We start from the raw sequence: 17,492 nt of genomic DNA on the forward strand, positions 1-17,492 counted from the left end.
TTAAAATACCAGAGCAGCCCACATAAGCAATCCTATTATGATGCCTGCGACGCCTAAGTACAGGTTTTCGTAAGTACCTTCCGCACGGCGGCCGCGACTTTCAGCGACTGACGCAGGAAAAAACGCCATCACTAGGTACGCAATACCTACACCAAACCCAGCTACTAAAACTGCAAAGAATAATGCGTCGAGAAGATTAGCCATGTCAGAATTCCTTAATTAACCCGATATCCGGAAGTTGCTTTGTATATGGATGGGGATTTTAAAGCCTTTACATCCATTTGACCACGCCCAGTCATGGGTTTTTGCGCTTTAGCTGACCAAGATCATAAGTTAGTGGTTACGGCTTATGCTGCTGACGTCGTTTACCCGCTATTATCAGGCTGACAAACGCCAGTAACCAAGCGGGCCAATCGCCGAGTTGGCGATACCAGGTAACACCCTCAACTATGGCGACGCGGCCACTTGCTACGGCAGGGACAAATGCGGGAATTTGGTTAATGGTGCGGCCGCGTTCATCAATAATCGCGGTGACACCACTATTGGTGGCACGCAACATGGGGCGCCCCATTTCCATCGCGCGCATGCGTGCAATTTCCAAATGTTGATGCGGGCCGTGCGAATCACCAAACCAGCTATCGTTGCTCACTGTTAGCAATAACTGCGTGTCGTCCTGTACATTGGCACGAATTTGTCTTGGGAACGCCACCTCATAGCAAATATTCGCGGCTATTTGAAAGCCATTGGCATTAAGGTTCGGTTGTTCATAAGCACCACGAGAAAATGATGACATTGGCAAATTAAACAAGGGTGCCAGCGGGCGCAGAATCGACTCAAAAGGCACAAACTCACCAATTGGCAGTAACTGGTGTTTCTCGTAACGGTTTTGATGGCCATAGTAATAGCCTTCAGGACCAGCTTGCTCGCCAAGCACCACGATTGAATTAAAGTACTCACCGGTAGGGTGGTGGCGGTCGTATTTAAGGTCAATAATGCCGGTAATAATACTCGCCTGTTGCGCTGCGGCTAGCACATCGAGTTGTTGCAGGGAGAATTCAGCGCGGTCTTCCAATACCGTGACGGCAGATTCGGGCCAGACAATAATGTCGTGGTCGGCTAAATAGGGTTCGGTCATTGCCCGATACGTAGCTAACTGCTGCCATTGCACGGCAGGGTCCCATTTTAAATCAAGCTCTACATTGCCTTGCACCAGTGCGACCTGGGTGTTTTCTCCGGTCGCCTGCATCGGATTGAGGTGTGGCGCATACATGGCGATAACGTAGACACCAAGGGGCATTAACAGCCATGCAAATTGCTTGCGTAGCAAGGTGTAGGCAAAACCAATAGCACTCAACAGCACGGCTACAATTAAACCTATTTCACCTATGTGGGGTGCCAATTGACCTAAGATTTGGCTGGTTTGGGTATAGCCCAAACTAAGCCAAGGAAAGCCAGTCAGTAACCAACCGCGCAGGAACTCAGTGAGCAGCCAAATAAACGGGAATGCAAATAGGCTAAGGCCTGACAGGTAGCGTCTGCAACGAAACCATAACCACGCGGCTAGCATCGGGAATAACGCTAAGTACGCCCACAATACCACCATGATAAGTATTGAGAAGACCAGTGGTAAGCCGCCGAATTGGTCGATACTAACAAAGACCCAGCTTATTCCGGCGCCAAACCAACCGAAGCCAAATGCAAACCCTATAGCCAGGGCTTGACGCTGGGTTTGACAGGCAAGCAAACCTATTAACCACAATGCCATGACAATAGGTGCTATCCAGCCTTGCCCGAAAGGTGCGTAGCTAAACGTCATCACCAGCCCGAGCAGAAGCGCAAATACGGCGCGCCGTTTAGCGTTACCTAAGGCCAATGAGCCAATATGTTGTAACCAGCCCAGCACGATTAGTTGATATCTTTTGGCTTGGCGAAGCCATCTAAACTGACTTGCAATTGCTGAATGCGCCGGCGATCAGCTGCAGTGACCTTAAAGGCCAGATCTCCAATACTAACCACTTCCCCAATTGTCGGAAGGTGGCCGAAAGCGGAAGCAACCAATCCGCCAACCGTGTCGTATTCAGAATCTGGGAATTCGGTACTAAAGAAGTCGTTGAATTCTTCAATCGTGGTGAGCGCTTTGATTGAAAAACGCGATGCGTTGATGCGGCGTATATTAGATTTTTCACTATCATTGTCGTCAGTCTCATCTTCGATATCGCCGACAATCTCTTCTAAAATATCCTCAATCGTGACCAGGCCTGAGACGCCGCCGTACTCATCCACCACAATTGCCATGTGATAGCGCTTTGAGCGGAATTCCTTGAGCAATGCATCGACTCGTTTACTTTCAGGCACAATCACCGCTGGACGCATCACCGCCTCTAAAGAGAAGGGCGCATCGACCATATTAAAGCCGAAAGGAAGCAAGTCTTTGGCGAGTAACACGCCTTCCACTTGGTCTTTGTTCTCGTTCACAATCGGGTATCGTGAGTGTCCACTTTCGATCACAATTTTAAGAATTTGCTCGACGCTTTGCTGCTTATCAATCGTCGTCATTTGCGACCGCGGGATCATGATGTCACGAACTTTGAGCTCGGCCACATCCAGAACGCCCTCAATCATTTCCTTGGTGTCTGAGTCAATCAAATCACGCAACTCGGCGTCTTGAATTAAATCAACCAATTCTTGGCGGGTGTTCGGCTCTCCACTAAAGCTTTGTAGCAGGCGGGCTGCCCAAGATTTGCGTGAAGAACCGCTGCCAGACTGGGAATTGTCATCACTCATGAGACTAAGAAAGCTCCTTTCGATAGGGGTCTGCAATGTCAAATTGACTAAGAATTTCGATTTCCAAGGCTTCCATTTGTTCAGCCTCAGCGTCTTCAATGTGGTCATACCCTAGCAAATGCAAGGTGCCGTGCACAATTAAGTGCGCCCAGTGGGCAAGTAACGGTTTGTCTTGCTCCGCGGCTTCACGAGCCATCACTGGTACACAAATGACTAAGTCACCGAGTAAACGCACAGGCAATGGAAAGTCTGCATCAAAAGGGAACGACAACACGTTGGTGGCGCTATCTTTGCCACGGTATGTGTGGTTGAGCTCGCGGCTTTCAGCTTCATCAACAGTGCGGATAGTAAGCTCTGCGGCGCTGATATCAGTATGCTGTAAAGCAGCGCTGACCCATGCAGTGCATTGTTCTGCATCGGGCACTAGGGTGGCCGATGCGTCGTCGCTATGAGCCAATTGTAAGTCCAGTGTGACGACCGGCAACTGCCGGTCACTGGCGGGGGGAGGTTGCATTAGTGATTCTCTTTACCGTTAATTTTGGCGTCACGCGCGGCCTTTGCTGCTGCCGCTTTGGCCTCTTCCGCGTCACGTTCGTGTTTTTCGTATGCTTGTACTACGCGTTGTACCACTGGATGACGCACAACGTCAAAGGCATTAAAGAAATTAAAACTAATTTCTTCAACCTCGCTGAGTACTTCAATCGCATGACGTAAGCCCGACTTCTGGCCTCTTGGCAAGTCAATTTGAGTAATATCACCCGTAATGACAGCTTTTGAGTTAAAACCAATCCGGGTCAAAAACATTTTCATTTGCTCTGGGGTGGTGTTTTGGCTTTCATCCAAAATGATAAATGCATCATTCAAAGTACGGCCACGCATGTAGGCAAGTGGCGCCACTTCTATCACGCTACGCTCAATCAGCTTTTCAACTTTCTCAAAACCAAGCATCTCGAACAGTGCATCGTACAGGGGGCGTAAGTACGGGTCGACCTTTTGGGCCAAATCGCCGGGTAAAAATCCAAGCTTTTCACCGGCCTCTACCGCAGGGCGAGTTAACAAGATACGACGAATTTCTTGGCGTTCCAATGCATCGACCGCAGCGGCTACGGCCAAATAGGTTTTACCCGTACCCGCGGGGCCGATACCGAAGTTGATGTCGTGGGCTAAAATAGCACGAACGTAGGCTTGTTGATTCGCATTACGCGGTTTTACCAGGCCTCGCTTGGTTTTAATCACAGTGTGCTTGTCGTCTTCAACCCCGTGGTCTTGTTCCAGCGCATTGCTATGTTGAATGGCCAAATGCACCATGTTTGGCTCGATACTTTGTGCCTCACCACGCACGGGGGCGGTCTCAATATATAAATCGCGCAGAATTTGGCTGCTGGCTAACATGCCTTGTGGCTGACCGATAATCCGAAAATGGTTATCGCGATAGCTAATTTCAACGCCCATACGGCGTTCAATTTGCTTGATGTTGTCATCCATAGGCCCGCATAGGTTCGCTAAACGCTGGTTGTCAGCAGGCTCTAAGTAAAGGTCAAAACTGTCGATTTGTTTATTCAATCTGCCCTCGAACTGTCGTTAAAATGAGTCGTGCGTAAATGATGGCTGAATGCCTTAAGGTTGAAAGTGCAGCACACCCGTGGCATCCGCTTCGGCTTTCGCGTTGCTGGCCAAAATACTTTGTGGTGACGTAGCAACCCGTAAACCCATATCAGCTTCTTCGCGAATAACTGTGCCACGCAACGAGTTTGGCAAAGCTTCAGTGATTTTGACGTCGACAAACTTACCAATCATCTTGGGGTTGCCTTCGAAATTCACCACGCGATTATTCTCTGTACGACCAGAGAGCTCCATTGGGTTTTTGCGCGATGGACCAATGACTAAAATACGTTGCTCAGTGTCCAGCATTCGTCTTGCATGTTGCTGCGCTTGTTGGTTAATCCGTTGCTGCAATAACTGTAGACGTTGCTTCTTAGTTTCCTCGCTGACATCGTCTGGTAAATCAGCCGCAGGCGTACCAGGGCGCGCACTGTAAATAAAGCTGAAGCTGAGATCAAAATCAATCGCCTGAATTAAGTCCATGGTCTTTTCAAAGTCAGCATCGGTCTCACCAGGGAAGCCAATAATGAAATCTGACGACATTGCAATGTTTGGGCGTACTTTGCGTAGCTTGCGAATTTGCGACTTATATTCCAGTGCGGTGTGACCACGCTTCATCAGCGCAAGGACACGGTCAGAGCCACTTTGCACGGGTAAATGCAGGTGGTCGACGAGCTCTGGAATGGTTTCATATGCAGCAATAATATCGTCGGTGAATTCAACCGGGTGTGATGTGGTGTAACGAATGCGGTCAATGCCGTCAATCGACGCAATCAAATGCAAAAGTTCTGCAAAGGTGCAGATACTGCCGTCATGGTTAGGGCCGCGAAACGCGTTCACGTTCTGACCTAGTAAGTTAACCTCGCGGACACCTTGCTCTGCAAGTTGTGCAATTTCATAAATCACATCATCCACCGGCCGGCTAACTTCTTCACCACGGGTGTATGGCACTACGCAGAACGTACAATATTTACTGCAACCTTCCATAATGGAAACGAAGGCTGTAGCGCCATCTGCTTTCGGGTCAGGCAGGCGGTCAAATTTTTCAATTTCAGGGAACGAAATATCGACCACCGATTGCGCGCCGCCGCGAATTTGATTAATCATTTCTGGTAAGCGGTGCAAGGTTTGCGGACCAAATACGAGGTCGACGAAGGGTGCGCGCTCGCGAATATGTTCACCTTCCTGAGATGCGACACAACCACCAACGCCAATGATCAGGTCTGGCTTGTCGTTCTTCAGTAATTTCCAACGACCAAGCTGGTGGAATACTTTTTCCTGCGCTTTTTCGCGGATAGAGCAAGTGTTGAGCAAGATCAGGTCGGCATCTTCAGCATTGTCCGTCGGCTCGTAGCCCTGAGTGGCCTGCATCAGATCAACCATCTTGTCTGAATCATACTCGTTCATCTGGCAGCCCCAGGTTTTGATAAAGACTTTCTTACTCATGATGCTCGCTTACCCGCTAATAATTTAGATACAACAAAAAAGGGCGCTTATTTTATCATCCATAGCGCCCCTGTGACTAGCCTTTAGCACGGATGTCCGCGCTAGCGTCTGTTTCTGTGGCGATTACTTGCCGTCGCGGGGTGCGCAGCGCGTAGTAGCCAGCGATGAAAATAATCACGCCGCCAGTCACCATGTACCAAGTGACCGGCTCCTGCCAAATGAAATACCCCATCAGGGCAGCAAAGATAACCGAGGTGTAGGTAAACACACCAACTCTGGACGGACTGGCGATACTGAATGCTCGCGTCATCGTGAGTTGGCCAATCACCGCTAACAAACCCATCAATGCGACCAGCCCCCACATTGCAGGGTCAATAGGTTGCCATCGTATTAACAACGGAATAGCCGAGAGTAGCGTGGCAAAGAAGGAAAAATAGAACACAATTTTGCTCGGCGACTCGGTACTGGATAGCTTGCGGATAATGGTTTTCGCCCAAGCAGCGCAGACCGCAGCAAATAATGCCACAATGACCATCGGGTGCAGGCTGTTAGACCACGGATTTAAAAACACCAACACACCAATAAAGCCTAAGCCGATGACTGCGATAAGTTGGGCTGATATATGTTCGCGTAACCAAAAATGCGAAATCACAGGAATAATAAAAGGCGCCATGAGCAGTACTAAAGTCGCCTGGGCCAGGGGGATGGCCGCAATAACCATAAAGAATAGTAGCATCGCCACGACACCAACCAGCGCGCGTAACAAATGCAGTGGCATTTGAGTGGTGCGAAACGCGGTCGCGCGTTTGCGATACAGCCACGGCAACAAAATGATCAGCGCAAACAGGTTGCGAAAGAATACTAACTGCTCATACGGAAGGGTGGTGGTGAGGTGCTTAACAAGCGCGCTAACACCGGCAAAACATAGCTCAGCAGTAAGGATTAAAATCGACGCAAGTACGACAGGAGGTAGGGGCATACAGCATTTGGCACCGTGTTAATGGATGATTTTCTTAGTACAAGTAAAATGAAAGCTGGACGTCATTTACTTGCAATATGTTATCACAGCGCAAGCTAATTCAGAGAGTTTCTTTCACCGGAGTGGCGGCTTGAGGCATAATAACGACCGTTACCAGCAACGGCTCATCACGCAAACGCAGACCAAGGACATAAACCAATGCACACACCACCAATGCAAACCGCTAATGGGCAGCACACCGATATACTTGTGGTCGGCGCAGGCATGGTAGGCGCTGCAGCAGCGCTTGGTTTGGCTCAGCAAGGCTATCGTGTGGCGGTGGTGGAGCCAAACTTTCAACAGCAGGTTGACGTGTCAGCAGGGTATGATTTGCGCATTTCAGCGGTGACCGAAGACAACATTGAATTGTTGCGGCAGTTGGGGGTGTGGGAAGACATTCAGGCGTTACGTGTACAAGCATTTGAACAACTCAGTGTGCGTAAGCAAGGCTCGGATTGGTTAACCCTCGGACAAGCGGGTAGCCAATTGGGGTATATGATAGAAAATTCAGTGCTTCAACATGGGTTGTACTTAGGTTTGCAGCGTCAACCAAATATTCAGTTGTACACGACGACGTTGCAGGCGCTACAGACACGGCCAGAGCATCAGGGTTATGCGCAACTGGCAAATGGGCAAGCTCTGCATTTTGATTGGGTGTTGGGCTGTGATGGTGCTCAGTCGCAAGTACGTCAAGCCAGTGGCATTGGCGTCGCGGGCCGCGAATATGGACAGCGTTGTCTATTAAGCGTGGTGACATGCAGTGCCCCCGTTGCAGCACGCACCTGGGAGTCTTTTGCTGAGCACGGTGAAATTCACGCATTATTACCCTTGGCTGATTCCTATGCGTGCCTAATTGCCTATGGCTCGCGCCCCCAGGTACAACAGTGGCAAGCCAACGATGAAAGCTTACGGCGTTACTTAACGGCCCAGTTTGCTGACATCACCGGTGACTTTGAGGTGCAGCAGGCTGGCGCATTTGATTTAACTCGCCAAAGTGCGCTGCAATATGTAAAGGGACGGACCATTTTATTGGGTGATGCGGCTCACACCATTCACCCGATGGCCGGTCAAGGGGTTAACTTAGGCTTTCGCGATGTGCGTCAACTGTTGCAAGCCAGCCAGGGGTTGCGCCTGAAAGATGGCCCGGGCAGTCGTGCGGTGAGCTTGGCGCTGGCCACATATAGTGCAAAGCGGCGTGCTGATAACGAATTGATGGCACAGGCAATGGATAGCATTGGTGCGGGCTTCGGTGTTGATAAGGGACCAATAGCCACAGTTCGCGAGCTATTGTTGTCAGGTTTACGCCGATTTACACCAGCGCAACAGCTCATGACGGCTTATGCGTCCGGGGTATGGAAAGTGACAGGTAACTCTACTCAGTGATGTTCGGAGCTTAAATAGCAGATACAAAAAAAGTCGCTTTTAGCGACTTTTTTTCTGCTGGCTCAAGTTGGTGCGGAGGGGGGGACTTGAACCCCCACGTCCTTTCGGACACTAGCACCTGAAGCTAGCGCGTCTACCAATTCCGCCACCACCGCAACTCGAGAAAATGGCTGGGGTACGAGGATTCGAACCTCGGAATCGCGGGATCAAAACCCGCTGCCTTACCGCTTGGCTATACCCCAACAGCATTTCGTGAAGTCTAGAGAACAAGTTGCAAGTGGCTGGGGTACGAGGATTCGAACCTCGGAATCGCGGGATCAAAACCCGCTGCCTTACCGCTTGGCTATACCCCAACAGAATTGCAAAGTAATGGTGCGGACGGAGAGACTCGAACTCTCACACCTTGCGGCACTGGAACCTAAATCCAGCGTGTCTACCAATTCCACCACGTCCGCATTTTGACTTGGTGGCTACGGCGGGATTCGAACCTGCGACCCCATCATTATGAGTGATGTGCTCTAACCAACTGAGCTACGTAGCCATGCCAAAATGTTGTGCTGCTCTCTAAGCAACGGCGCGTATTATGCGAATTAGGTGCCTTACGGTCAACACCTTTTTCTAAAAAAAAGCGCTTTTCCGGCGTAACTGCTCAAAAAAGCGCTGAACTGACCAAAAGACCAGCAAAAACTAGCTGGATTAATCTAAACCGCCTTGAGTAAGTTTGGCTGGGTCAAGTAATTTCGCTAATTCAGCGTCACTTAAATCTGTCATTTCGGCGGCGACTTCACGCACTGGGCGTTTTTCCTGATACGCACGTTTGGCTATTTTTGCCGCTTGTTCGTAGCCGATGACAGGGTTCAATGCGGTCACCAAAATGGGATTTTTGTCCAAAGCGGCGCTGACGTGCTCGCGGTTAACATGAAAGTCACGAATTGCTTTGTCGGCCAGCGCATACGCGCTGCGGGTCATTAACTCAATGCTTTGCAGCAAGTTATAGGCTATCACGGGTAACATCACGTTGAGCTGGAAATTACCTGATTGGGCCGCAACTGTGACTGTAGTTTGATTCCCCATCACCTGGGCACACGCCATGCAAACCGCCTCAGGAATCACTGGGTTGACCTTACCCGGCATGATGCTGCTACCAGGCTGCAATGCTTTGAGTTCGATTTCTGCAATACCCGATAGCGGGCCACTGTTCATCCAGCGTAAATCATTGCTGATCTTCATCATCACCGCACTCAATGCGCTGATGCCTCCCATCACGGCCACCGCTAAATCCTGGCCCGCAATACCGGCAAATTTATTCGTGCTTGGGGTGAAAGGCATTTCGGTAAATTCGCTCAAACTACGGCAAAAGTGGGCACTAAAGTCGCTGTGACAGTTCACGCCTGTGCCTATCGCGGTTCCGCCTTGGGGGAGGGCATGCAACTGCGGCAATAACGCCTCTAAACGCTCAGCCGCTTGTGCAATTTGAAATTGCCAAGTGTCGAGTTCTTGCGCCATGGTGAGTGGCATCGCATCCATTAAATGCGTGCGCCCAGTCTTTACCACATCCTCAAGCTGTGCGCTTTTCTCGGCCAAGGTATTTTGCAGATATTTGAGGGCAGGTAGCAATTTGCGGGTAATTCGTCGTGCGGCACTGACTTGTATTGCGGTTGGAATCACGTCGTTACTACTTTGGCCTAAGTTGACATCATCATTCGGATGCACCTCAACGCCTGTGGCGCGTTTAGCTAAGTGCGCCAAGACTTCATTCACATTCATATTGGTGCTGGTACCAGAGCCTGTCTGAAATACGTCCACTGGAAATTGCTTTTGCCACTGGCCTTCAAATACTTCAAGGGCAGCTTGTTTGATAGCGTCGGCTTTGTCGCCGCTCAGCAATGCTAATTCTTGGTTAGCCTCGGCGGCGCAGTACTTAATCAGCGCGACCGCACGAATGAAAGCAAACGGCATCTGCAAATCACTTAGGGTGAAGTTGTCGACAGCGCGTTGCGTTTGCGCGCCGTACATAGCATCAGCAGGTACTTTTACTTCACCCATGCTGTCGTGCTCAGTGCGATATTCTGACATTTGATTTCCTTTAGCTACTTATAGGGGAACAAAAAGTTGTCAGCGATCAGCGCATTGTATGCTCATCGCCTGTTCATCTTGGTTAATACTACTTAAGCTTAGGCTCTATTTAAATCTCATCAAGTTAAACGGGTATTGCCGCGACAAGGAGTTGCAATTGGAATCAGCCATGGATGCACGCTATGAGCAATTACTCAACGGCCTTCTGGACCCCAGATTAGATGAACAGTTGGAATTACGCTTTCAACCCGTGGTTGGTTGTCGTGCGCTCTGTGGTGTGGGGGTCGAAGCCTTGTTGCGATGGTGCCACCCTCAGCTTGGCTGGGTAAGTCCTGAAGAGTTCATTGCCATTGCAGAGCAACATGCTTTGATGCGTCGGTTGACCCTGTGGGTGATTAAAACAAGTTTTAATTACTTGCAGCGCTGGCTTAGACAGGGCATGTGCGTAGAGCTTTCTATGAATGTGTCGATGCTTGATCTGGAAAGCAATTACTTATTGGCGGCTTTGCGCGCCGCCGCAGAGCATTCCGGCGTACCGCCTGCGCAGGTCATTATTGAGCTCACCGAAACCGCAGGGGTGCAAAATCCTGTATTTGCTCTGCGCCAGGTAAAACGTATACAACGCCAAGGTTTTCATGTTGCGTTAGATGATTTTGGCAGCGGCCATGCTGGCTTATTACAGCTTGCGGCGCTGCCGGTGAACCGAGTCAAAATTGATCGTTGCATTGTGAAGGCGTGTGAAGGCTCTTGGCAACATCAGCGAGTGCTTATCGGGCTGATTGAGATAGCCCATCAATTGGGTGTCGATGTTGTCGCTGAGGGCGTTGAAAATGCTCAGGTGCAAGCGTTGTTAAATGCCAATGGCTGTGACTACGTACAAGGCTATTTTATTGCAAGTCCGTTGACCGTTGAAGAGTTTAAACCATGGTATCAGCAGCAAATAAAAACGCACCCGAAGGTGCGTTGCGCGTACAAAGGGAAAGGTTGAGCTTGCGCTTACACGTTAAACCGGAAGTGAATCACATCACCATCTTTAACGATATATTCCTTACCTTCCAAACGCCATTTACCTGCGTCTTTTGCACCTTGTTCACCACGATTGTTAATGTAGTCGTCGTAGCCCACGATTTCAGCGCGAATAAAGCCTTTCTCAAAGTCAGTGTGAATTTTACCCGCAGCTTGAGGTGCCGTGCTATTTACAGGAATCGTCCATGCACGCACTTCTTTTTGGCCTGCCGTGAAATAGGTATGCAAGTTCAATAGTTCGTAGCCTGCACGAATAACTCGGTTGAGGCCTGGCTCTTCAAGGCCCATCTCGTCCAAGAATTCGGCTTTATCAGCGTCGTCCAGCTCTGAAATTTCAGCTTCAATGGCGGCACATACTGGCACTACAATGGCGTTTTCCTGACTTGCAATGGCACGCACTTGCTCAAGGAATGGGTTATTCTCAAATCCATCTTCAGCCACGTTACAAATGTACATGGTCGGCTTAAGCGTCAATAAATTGTATGAACGAATTAACTTACGCTCGTCTGTGCTGAGCTCAACACTACGCGCCATCGAACCTTCTTCAAGGGTTGGCAATAGCTTTTGCAACACATCGCTTTCGGCTTTCGCTTGTTTGTCGCCACCTTTGGCTTTTTTGCCTAAACGGTGGATAGCTTTTTCAACAGAATCCATGTCAGCCAAAGCGAGCTCAGTGTTGATAGTATCGATGTCCTCAGCGGGATTCACGCGGCCATTGACGTGAATAATATTCTCATCATCGAAACAGCGCACTACGTGGCCAATGGCATCGGTTTCACGAATATTAGCGAGGAATTGGTTACCCAAACCTTCGCCTTTTGATGCGCCTTTCACCAAACCTGCGATGTCGACGAATTCCATGGTGGTAGGAATAATCTTTTGTGGCTTAACGATAGCTGAGAGTGCGTCAAGACGTGCGTCAGGAACCGCCACTACACCAGTGTTAGGTTCAATTGTGCAAAATGGGAAGTTTGCCGCATCAATGCCTGCTTTAGTCAATGCATTGAAAAGGGTGGACTTGCCTACGTTCGGGAGGCCAACGATACCGCATTTAAAACCCATAATGGTTCCTGTTACTCTGCTTTGATGGAATGTAAATATTGCTTCGCCGGCGTATAACCTTCGCGCATTACAATTTCAATACTGCGCGCAGCATCGTCAATAATGCTATCCATAAGCTGCTGTTCAGCCTGTGGCGCCTTGCCAAGCACATAACCTGTGACTTTGTCTTTGTGGCCTGGGTGACCAATGCCAATTCTCAAACGGTGAAAACTGTTGTCATTACCCAATGCCGCAATGATGTCTTTTAAGCCGTTGTGGCCACCATGGCCGCCACCGGTTTTGTATTTTGCTACCCCTGGGGGTAGGTCCAGTTCGTCATGCACAACTAATATATCGGCTGGCTCTAACTTGAAAAAATTCGCCATCGCACCCACGGCTTGACCACTGCGGTTCATATAGGTGGTAGGCACCAATAATCGCGTGTCAGAAAAAGGATCGGGGAGGCGAGCACTAAGGCCAAAGAATTTACTGTCAGGTGTCAAACTGGTATGAAAACGACTAGCTAGTGCGGAGACTAACCAAGCGCCGGCGTTATGCCGTGTATGCTGATATTCGGGGCCTGGATTGGCCAGGCCCACGATAAGTTTCAGGTTTGCTGTCAAAATACAGTCCTGATACCTTGCTATTACTCTTTGTCTGCTTCTTCTGCAGCTGCTTCGCCGTCTTCAGCTTCAGTTTTCTTAGCAGAAACAGTTACAACCACTTGGTCGTGATCTTCACCTTTGGTTAATTCAACCAAAGATACACCTTCTGGTAATTTAAGATCGCTTAAGTGAATGTTGTCGCCAACACCTAAACCAGCCACATCAACTTCGATGAACTCAGGCAAGTTCTTAGGTAATACTGCGATTTCAACTTCATTCAAGTGGTGAACTACGACACCGCCAGCTTTCTGTGCGTCTTCTTCGTTCAAGAAGTGCAAAGGTACGCTAGTGTTCAATTCCTGCTTAGCATCCACACGTTGGAAATCAAGGTGAATAATCTTAGGCTTGAACGGGTGACGTTGCATGTCTTTCACGATTGCTTCGATTTTCTTACCATCGACAGTCAAGGTCAAAATGTGCGAATAGAAACCTTCGTGGTCAGCTGCGTTGTTGATTTTGTCGTGCTCTAACGTTAATGCAACAGCATCTTTACCAGCGCCGTATAAAACAGCAGGTACTTTACCTTCGCGACGTAGGCGGCGGCTCGCACCTTTACCCATGTCGTTACGGACTTGTGCATTAAAAGTGTAAGTTGGTTGAGACATTTGTATTCTCCAATAGTGTATTGCTGCCGACAACCGCGACCAGAAGTCGGCTCGTAACCCCATAATTTAAGGGCGGCGCATCATAGCACCTACGCATGGTAAACACAATCGAGATAACCGCCTATTGCTGGTAATAAGGCTTGATGGTTCGCAAAATATTTTGCACTACATTCGATTCAGAATCTTCGAGCTGCGCGATTAATGCGTGGCCTTGTTCGTGGCCGTCTTCTTGCTGCAGTAGTCGCACTGCCTCCCAAGCCATCGTCGGTTCATCCTTTTTCCCTAAAAGATAGTCACGCCATTGCGGGTCGGAGGAAACACGCTCTTCGTCAATCTCACGCTCATCGCTATGGTTTGAAATAGCACGTAACACAAAACCTAAGGTTGCTTGCGAGGAAGGGTTGCCGGCCATAGCACTCTCCCACACGGACTCGTGAATAAACTCAAAATATGGAACCAAATCTTGCTGAGCTCTTCCTGCAATGGTGAAGTTAATACTCACGGTCGTGGCGGCTGGCACAGCAACTGGCTCGTAACGCCAACTTTGAATCGCGCGCTCAGTTGCAATCTTAAAGTCACGGTGCGAATAAAAATGGGTGTCTATGGTACTCACTGAGCCATCTGTGTCGATCAAAAATCGGGTGTTAGCAAAACCAAGGCGGCGGCGCTCTGCAGAGCGTCGAGGATAATTGACTGCGGGACGCTCTAGTGGAACTAAGTCAGCTGCTCGAGCTTCATCTGGCAAGTCATACTCATGGTTAACAATAAGATTTGCCTTTAACTCGTCTAACGCTTGGGCTGTACTGGTTTGTTGTTCCGTTGTGAGTTGGTCGTAAACCTCTTGGGCAAAAGCGTGTCCATCCGAATATCCCTGCTCACCTGCCAATTCAAAATATGCCCAAGCCTTAACGGGGTCGTAATCGGTGCCTTCAGCGCCAAGTATCATGATACCTAAATGAGCGCTCACTTGACTATTTCCTAGCTGCGAGAGCTCTTCAAACGAGCGGTAGCTAGCATGGTACTCTCCTGCATTATACTGTTGCATTGCTTCTACAAGATTCGCCCGCGGCAATTCCGATTGGACGCTGTAGGCTTGAGTTATCAAGCCTACATTTGCAACGAGTAAAACTATGAGTGTTAAAGTACGTATTAACATATATATCCCTATAAAAAGTTAAAATATCGTTTCGAACACCTATTAATATATGCAAGATAAATCTCTAGTTAAAGAACTAATTGCTCAATTTTAACGCAACGCTACCACATCAAATCATCGGGAATTTGGTAGTCTTTGTAAGGGTCATCTTCATCGACTTGTTGGTCGTGATCAGGGGCGATGTAAATCAGTACATCAGCGAAGCGTTCCGCGGCTTTTTCTGCAATATTGCGGGGCACTACAATGTAACGCTCGCGCAGCAAGCAAATCGCTAAGTTCGCTTGTGACAAGTGCTTCTGTGTGCGAGCGTCAACCAATATTTGCTTAACCTTATTCGTGTGCGGGTCAACAAAATTGAAGGTGACGTCACCTTCGCAGGATAATTGATGTTGTTCGAGCATCTGCAAGGCTTGAGCGCGCATGGCTTTCTGTTGTTCGCGCTGTTGGCGTTCACGGTTTAGAGCTTTATCGCGCTCCACCTGAGCGGCTTTGTCTGCCGCGATACGCTCGGCGCTATTATCAACTTCGACAGCCACGCCGCTGCGTAACTGCTTATTCACTTTGCGCTTTTCTTGGCGTGCTTTTTTGACTTTTTTCTCGTCGACTAAACCAGCACCGAGTAATTGATCGGCAAGAGATTTACCCATGATATTCATTCCGTAGCTTAACTTGGGCTATAGTTTATCATCTAAAAACTAAAATGTGCTGAGCGAATTTAAGCGCTGTAAAAGGGCCTGTTGTGTTGTCATCTATTATTCTGCCAAGCGTAGGCATACTGCTTTTTGTATGTGCCGTTATATTGTGTGCGATTACCTTACTGCCATATTCTCGCCATCGCGCCTGGTGGGTGCGTTGCTGGGAGTTTCCTCGCCTGCAAATTGCTACTCTGGCGATTATTGCGGCCAGCTTACAGCTCGGGCTGTTTGCTTTTGATACTTGGGTGAGTTGGTTTGTGGTGGTCGCGAGCGGTGCAGTTGCACTTATCCAAGGCTGGCGTATTTTACCCTATACAGGTGTATACCCAGTCCAAGCGAAGCGTGCTGCGTCGAGTGCGAAAGGACTGCAAATTCGTATTATGGTGGCGAATGTTTTAACGCCGAACCGCAATGCGGCAGGCTTGTTGGCACAGGTTAGGGCGCAACAACCCGATATCTTGGTCACAATGGAGAGCGATATCTGGTGGCAGCAACAACTGAGCTCACTAGAGGCGGATTACCCGCATCGACTGTATCAGCCACAAGATAATTTGTACGGCATGCATGTGTATAGCAAGCTACCTTGGAAGCAGGCGAAAATAGCCTTCTTAGTCGAGGATGACGTGCCTTCCATGCACTTTATCCTGCGTCTCAATGACAGCTCAGATATGCGTTTGCATGTCCTTCACCCGGCGCCACCGAGCCCAACTGAGAATGCCAGTTCGAAGCCTCGTGATGCAGAACTCATTCAAGTTGCGAAGTACGCGCAGCAGCAACAGCAACAACATAAGTTACCGGTGATGGTTGTCGGCGACCTGAATGATGTTGCCTGGTCTGACTCAACGCGCTTATTTAAGAAACTAAGTGGGCTGCTTGACCCTCGTGTCGGGCGTGGCATGTTTAACACTTTCCACGCCAAGTACTGGCCCTTACGCTGGCCTCTCGACCACATGTTTTATAGTGACCATTTTCAGCTGGTGCATATGCAGCGCTTACCCAAATTTGGCTCGGATCACTTTCCAATGCTATTGGAACTGGCATTTCTTCCATCGCAGCAGCACACCCAAGAGGGGCTGATGGCTAAGGCGGAGGACCATGCTTGGGCAGAGGACACGTTAGAGTCATCCGACTCGCCGTAGATTGTGTTAGCATTGTGGCAACAGCGCGTCAGCTTGCTTCAGTTAAGAAAGTTAACCAAGTTGATATAGTTTATCGAAACACAGTGAGTAGGAGTGCAGTATATGGCTAAAGCCGCCGCCGTACATATTTTGGTAGATAGTGAGAAGAAAGCCTTGGAATTGAAAGCAGAGTTAGCGAAAGGCGCCAATTTTGCTGAGCTGGCGAAGCGCCATTCATTGTGCCCGTCGGGTAAACAAGGGGGCGACCTTGGCGAGTTTCGTCGCGGTGACATGGTCAAGGCATTTGACCAGGTGGTATTTAACAAACCTGTGCTGGAAGTTCATGGCCCAGTTAAAACCCAGTTCGGTTATCATTTGATCAAAACTTTATACCGTAGTTAGTAGGTTAAGTAGATGAATTCACAGAATCCGCAGTATCCAGTCGGTACGCTCGGTCAACCATGGGGCGAGCGTGAAAAGCAACAATGGCTCGATCGCCAGCGTGCACAACGCAGTTACCAAGTAGATGTCATTAGTCAGATAGACGCGTTAGCTTCGCATTTCGATGTCGAAAGCTACGGTGAACTAGATTATACCCACTTAAACGCAGCAGCGGCGGACGCTGCGCGTTATCCGGTATTTGTACTGCGTCAGACCGATGAAAACCCAGACAATCCGTACGTACTCGTCACTGGTGGCGTGCATGGCTATGAGACCAGTGGGGTGCATGGCGCATTGGCATTCGCACGTGGCCTTGTTGATCAAATCCGTACCGAGGGTAAAATTGCCCCTTTCCCACCTGGGGTTAGCGCACCATTTCGCTCACAGGCATCCCAAGGCGTGTTAATTTATTAAGTACGGCGACCCGTACATAACC

18 protein-coding genes and 5 tRNA genes are annotated in these 17,492 nt (G+C 49.2%); 5 read left to right on the plus strand and 18 right to left on the minus strand.

What is annotated here, in order from left to right; all coding sequences use genetic code 11:
• The 7 genes from CWE07_RS09085 to CWE07_RS09115 form a co-directional block, all read right to left on the minus strand.
• The gene (locus CWE07_RS09085) at positions 1-204 is read right to left on the minus strand and encodes a hypothetical protein (protein ID WP_111569481.1); all 204 of its coding nucleotides are present in this window, start codon (positions 202-204) and stop codon (positions 1-3) included.
• Between the two features lie 136 nt (positions 205-340).
• On the minus strand, positions 341-1,903 hold the full coding sequence (gene lnt / locus CWE07_RS09090; RefSeq protein ID WP_241974113.1) for an apolipoprotein N-acyltransferase: 1,563 nt from the start codon (positions 1,901-1,903) through the stop codon (positions 341-343).
• 2 nt (positions 1,904-1,905) lie between these two features.
• The gene (locus CWE07_RS09095; RefSeq protein WP_111569480.1) at positions 1,906-2,784 is read right to left on the minus strand and encodes an HlyC/CorC family transporter; all 879 of its coding nucleotides are present in this window, start codon (positions 2,782-2,784) and stop codon (positions 1,906-1,908) included.
• A gap of 4 nt (positions 2,785-2,788) precedes the next feature.
• Positions 2,789-3,298 carry an rRNA maturation RNase YbeY gene (gene ybeY, locus CWE07_RS09100; protein WP_111569479.1) on the minus strand — a complete coding sequence of 170 codons (510 nt, stop codon included), beginning with the start codon at positions 3,296-3,298 and terminating at the stop codon, positions 2,789-2,791.
• Positions 3,298-4,347, minus strand: a complete 1,050-nt coding sequence (locus CWE07_RS09105) for a PhoH family protein (RefSeq protein ID WP_111569478.1) — start codon at positions 4,345-4,347, stop codon at positions 3,298-3,300. The genes ybeY and CWE07_RS09105 overlap by 1 nt, the downstream gene beginning before the upstream one ends.
• A gap of 54 nt (positions 4,348-4,401) precedes the next feature.
• Complete coding sequence (miaB, locus tag CWE07_RS09110; protein WP_111569477.1) at positions 4,402-5,832, minus strand: tRNA (N6-isopentenyl adenosine(37)-C2)-methylthiotransferase MiaB; 1,431 nt, start codon at positions 5,830-5,832, stop codon at positions 4,402-4,404.
• 76 nt (positions 5,833-5,908) lie between these two features.
• Positions 5,909-6,811 (minus strand): DMT family transporter, encoded by a 903-nt coding sequence (locus CWE07_RS09115; protein ID WP_111569476.1) that lies wholly within the window; start codon positions 6,809-6,811, stop codon positions 5,909-5,911.
• 198 nt (positions 6,812-7,009) lie between these two features.
• Between CWE07_RS09115 and CWE07_RS09120 the strand changes: the two genes are divergently transcribed.
• Positions 7,010-8,233, plus strand: a complete 1,224-nt coding sequence (locus tag CWE07_RS09120) for an FAD-dependent oxidoreductase (protein ID WP_111569475.1) — start codon at positions 7,010-7,012, stop codon at positions 8,231-8,233.
• Positions 8,234-8,301: 68 nt separating this feature from the next.
• On the opposite strand, the gene CWE07_RS09125 is transcribed toward CWE07_RS09120, so the two are convergent.
• The 6 genes from CWE07_RS09125 to CWE07_RS09150 form a co-directional block, all read right to left on the minus strand.
• Positions 8,302-8,388 (minus strand) — tRNA-Leu (locus tag CWE07_RS09125).
• Positions 8,389-8,400: 12 nt separating this feature from the next.
• A tRNA-Gln gene (locus tag CWE07_RS09130) sits at positions 8,401-8,475 on the minus strand.
• A 36-nt stretch (positions 8,476-8,511) separates the two neighbouring features.
• Positions 8,512-8,586 (minus strand) — tRNA-Gln (locus CWE07_RS09135).
• 17 nt (positions 8,587-8,603) lie between these two features.
• Positions 8,604-8,688, minus strand: a tRNA-Leu gene (locus CWE07_RS09140).
• Between the two features lie 9 nt (positions 8,689-8,697).
• A tRNA-Met gene (locus tag CWE07_RS09145) sits at positions 8,698-8,774 on the minus strand.
• A gap of 155 nt (positions 8,775-8,929) precedes the next feature.
• Positions 8,930-10,309 carry a class II fumarate hydratase gene (locus tag CWE07_RS09150; protein WP_111569474.1) on the minus strand — a complete coding sequence of 460 codons (1,380 nt, stop codon included), beginning with the start codon at positions 10,307-10,309 and terminating at the stop codon, positions 8,930-8,932.
• Between the two features lie 157 nt (positions 10,310-10,466).
• On the opposite strand from CWE07_RS09150, the gene CWE07_RS09155 reads away from it, so the two are divergent.
• Complete coding sequence (locus tag CWE07_RS09155; RefSeq protein WP_157983254.1) at positions 10,467-11,297, plus strand: EAL domain-containing protein; 831 nt, start codon at positions 10,467-10,469, stop codon at positions 11,295-11,297.
• A gap of 8 nt (positions 11,298-11,305) precedes the next feature.
• On the opposite strand, the gene ychF is transcribed toward CWE07_RS09155, so the two are convergent.
• The 5 genes from ychF to CWE07_RS09180 form a co-directional block, all read right to left on the minus strand.
• Positions 11,306-12,397, minus strand: coding sequence for a redox-regulated ATPase YchF (gene ychF, locus CWE07_RS09160; RefSeq protein ID WP_111569472.1), 1,092 nt, complete (start codon positions 12,395-12,397; stop codon positions 11,306-11,308).
• Positions 12,398-12,408: 11 nt separating this feature from the next.
• On the minus strand, positions 12,409-12,999 hold the full coding sequence (pth, locus tag CWE07_RS09165) for an aminoacyl-tRNA hydrolase (RefSeq protein ID WP_111569471.1): 591 nt from the start codon (positions 12,997-12,999) through the stop codon (positions 12,409-12,411).
• Positions 13,000-13,022: 23 nt separating this feature from the next.
• Positions 13,023-13,646, minus strand: coding sequence for a 50S ribosomal protein L25/general stress protein Ctc (locus CWE07_RS09170; RefSeq protein ID WP_111569470.1), 624 nt, complete (start codon positions 13,644-13,646; stop codon positions 13,023-13,025).
• Between the two features lie 121 nt (positions 13,647-13,767).
• Complete coding sequence (locus tag CWE07_RS09175) at positions 13,768-14,691, minus strand: energy transducer TonB (protein WP_157983255.1); 924 nt, start codon at positions 14,689-14,691, stop codon at positions 13,768-13,770.
• 212 nt (positions 14,692-14,903) lie between these two features.
• Positions 14,904-15,449, minus strand: a complete 546-nt coding sequence (locus CWE07_RS09180; protein ID WP_157983256.1) for a DUF2058 domain-containing protein — start codon at positions 15,447-15,449, stop codon at positions 14,904-14,906.
• 92 nt (positions 15,450-15,541) lie between these two features.
• Here CWE07_RS09180 and CWE07_RS09185 point away from each other — a divergent pair, with 92 nt between their 5' ends.
• From CWE07_RS09185 to CWE07_RS09195, 3 genes are all read left to right on the plus strand, one after another.
• Positions 15,542-16,636 carry an endonuclease/exonuclease/phosphatase family protein gene (locus CWE07_RS09185; RefSeq protein WP_198679908.1) on the plus strand — a complete coding sequence of 365 codons (1,095 nt, stop codon included), beginning with the start codon at positions 15,542-15,544 and terminating at the stop codon, positions 16,634-16,636.
• Between the two features lie 102 nt (positions 16,637-16,738).
• Positions 16,739-17,017 carry a peptidylprolyl isomerase PpiC gene (gene ppiC, locus CWE07_RS09190; RefSeq protein ID WP_111569467.1) on the plus strand — a complete coding sequence of 93 codons (279 nt, stop codon included), beginning with the start codon at positions 16,739-16,741 and terminating at the stop codon, positions 17,015-17,017.
• Between the two features lie 12 nt (positions 17,018-17,029).
• Positions 17,030-17,470, plus strand: a complete 441-nt coding sequence (locus CWE07_RS09195; protein ID WP_126818998.1) for a M14 family metallopeptidase — start codon at positions 17,030-17,032, stop codon at positions 17,468-17,470.
• The last annotated feature ends 22 nt before the right edge of the window (positions 17,471-17,492 follow it).

Source organism: Aliidiomarina maris (assembly GCF_003987335.1).
In the GTDB taxonomy this organism is placed as follows: Bacteria; Pseudomonadota; Gammaproteobacteria; order Enterobacterales; family Alteromonadaceae; genus Aliidiomarina; species Aliidiomarina maris.

What these genes read in the sequence shown, in the direction of transcription:
- CWE07_RS09085 (WP_111569481.1), bottom strand. Translation starts at nt 204, where the DNA reads ATGGCTAATCTTCTCGACGCATTATTCTTTGCAGTTTTAGTAGCTGGG.
- CWE07_RS09095 (WP_111569480.1), bottom strand. Translation starts at nt 2,784, where the DNA reads ATGAGTGATGACAATTCCCAGTCTGGCAGCGGTTCTTCACGCAAATCT.
- ybeY (WP_111569479.1), bottom strand. Translation starts at nt 3,298, where the DNA reads ATGCAACCTCCCCCCGCCAGTGACCGGCAGTTGCCGGTCGTCACACTG.
- miaB (WP_111569477.1), bottom strand. Translation starts at nt 5,832, where the DNA reads ATGAGTAAGAAAGTCTTTATCAAAACCTGGGGCTGCCAGATGAACGAG.
- CWE07_RS09115 (WP_111569476.1), bottom strand. Translation starts at nt 6,811, where the DNA reads ATGCCCCTACCTCCTGTCGTACTTGCGTCGATTTTAATCCTTACTGCT.
- CWE07_RS09120 (WP_111569475.1), top strand. Translation starts at nt 7,010, where the DNA reads ATGCACACACCACCAATGCAAACCGCTAATGGGCAGCACACCGATATA.
- CWE07_RS09150 (WP_111569474.1), bottom strand. Translation starts at nt 10,309, where the DNA reads ATGTCAGAATATCGCACTGAGCACGACAGCATGGGTGAAGTAAAAGTA.
- ychF (WP_111569472.1), bottom strand. Translation starts at nt 12,397, where the DNA reads ATGGGTTTTAAATGCGGTATCGTTGGCCTCCCGAACGTAGGCAAGTCC.
- CWE07_RS09170 (WP_111569470.1), bottom strand. Translation starts at nt 13,646, where the DNA reads ATGTCTCAACCAACTTACACTTTTAATGCACAAGTCCGTAACGACATG.
- CWE07_RS09175 (WP_157983255.1), bottom strand. Translation starts at nt 14,691, where the DNA reads ATGCAACAGTATAATGCAGGAGAGTACCATGCTAGCTACCGCTCGTTT.
- CWE07_RS09180 (WP_157983256.1), bottom strand. Translation starts at nt 15,449, where the DNA reads ATGGGTAAATCTCTTGCCGATCAATTACTCGGTGCTGGTTTAGTCGAC.
- ppiC (WP_111569467.1), top strand. Translation starts at nt 16,739, where the DNA reads ATGGCTAAAGCCGCCGCCGTACATATTTTGGTAGATAGTGAGAAGAAA.
- CWE07_RS09195 (WP_126818998.1), top strand. Translation starts at nt 17,030, where the DNA reads ATGAATTCACAGAATCCGCAGTATCCAGTCGGTACGCTCGGTCAACCA.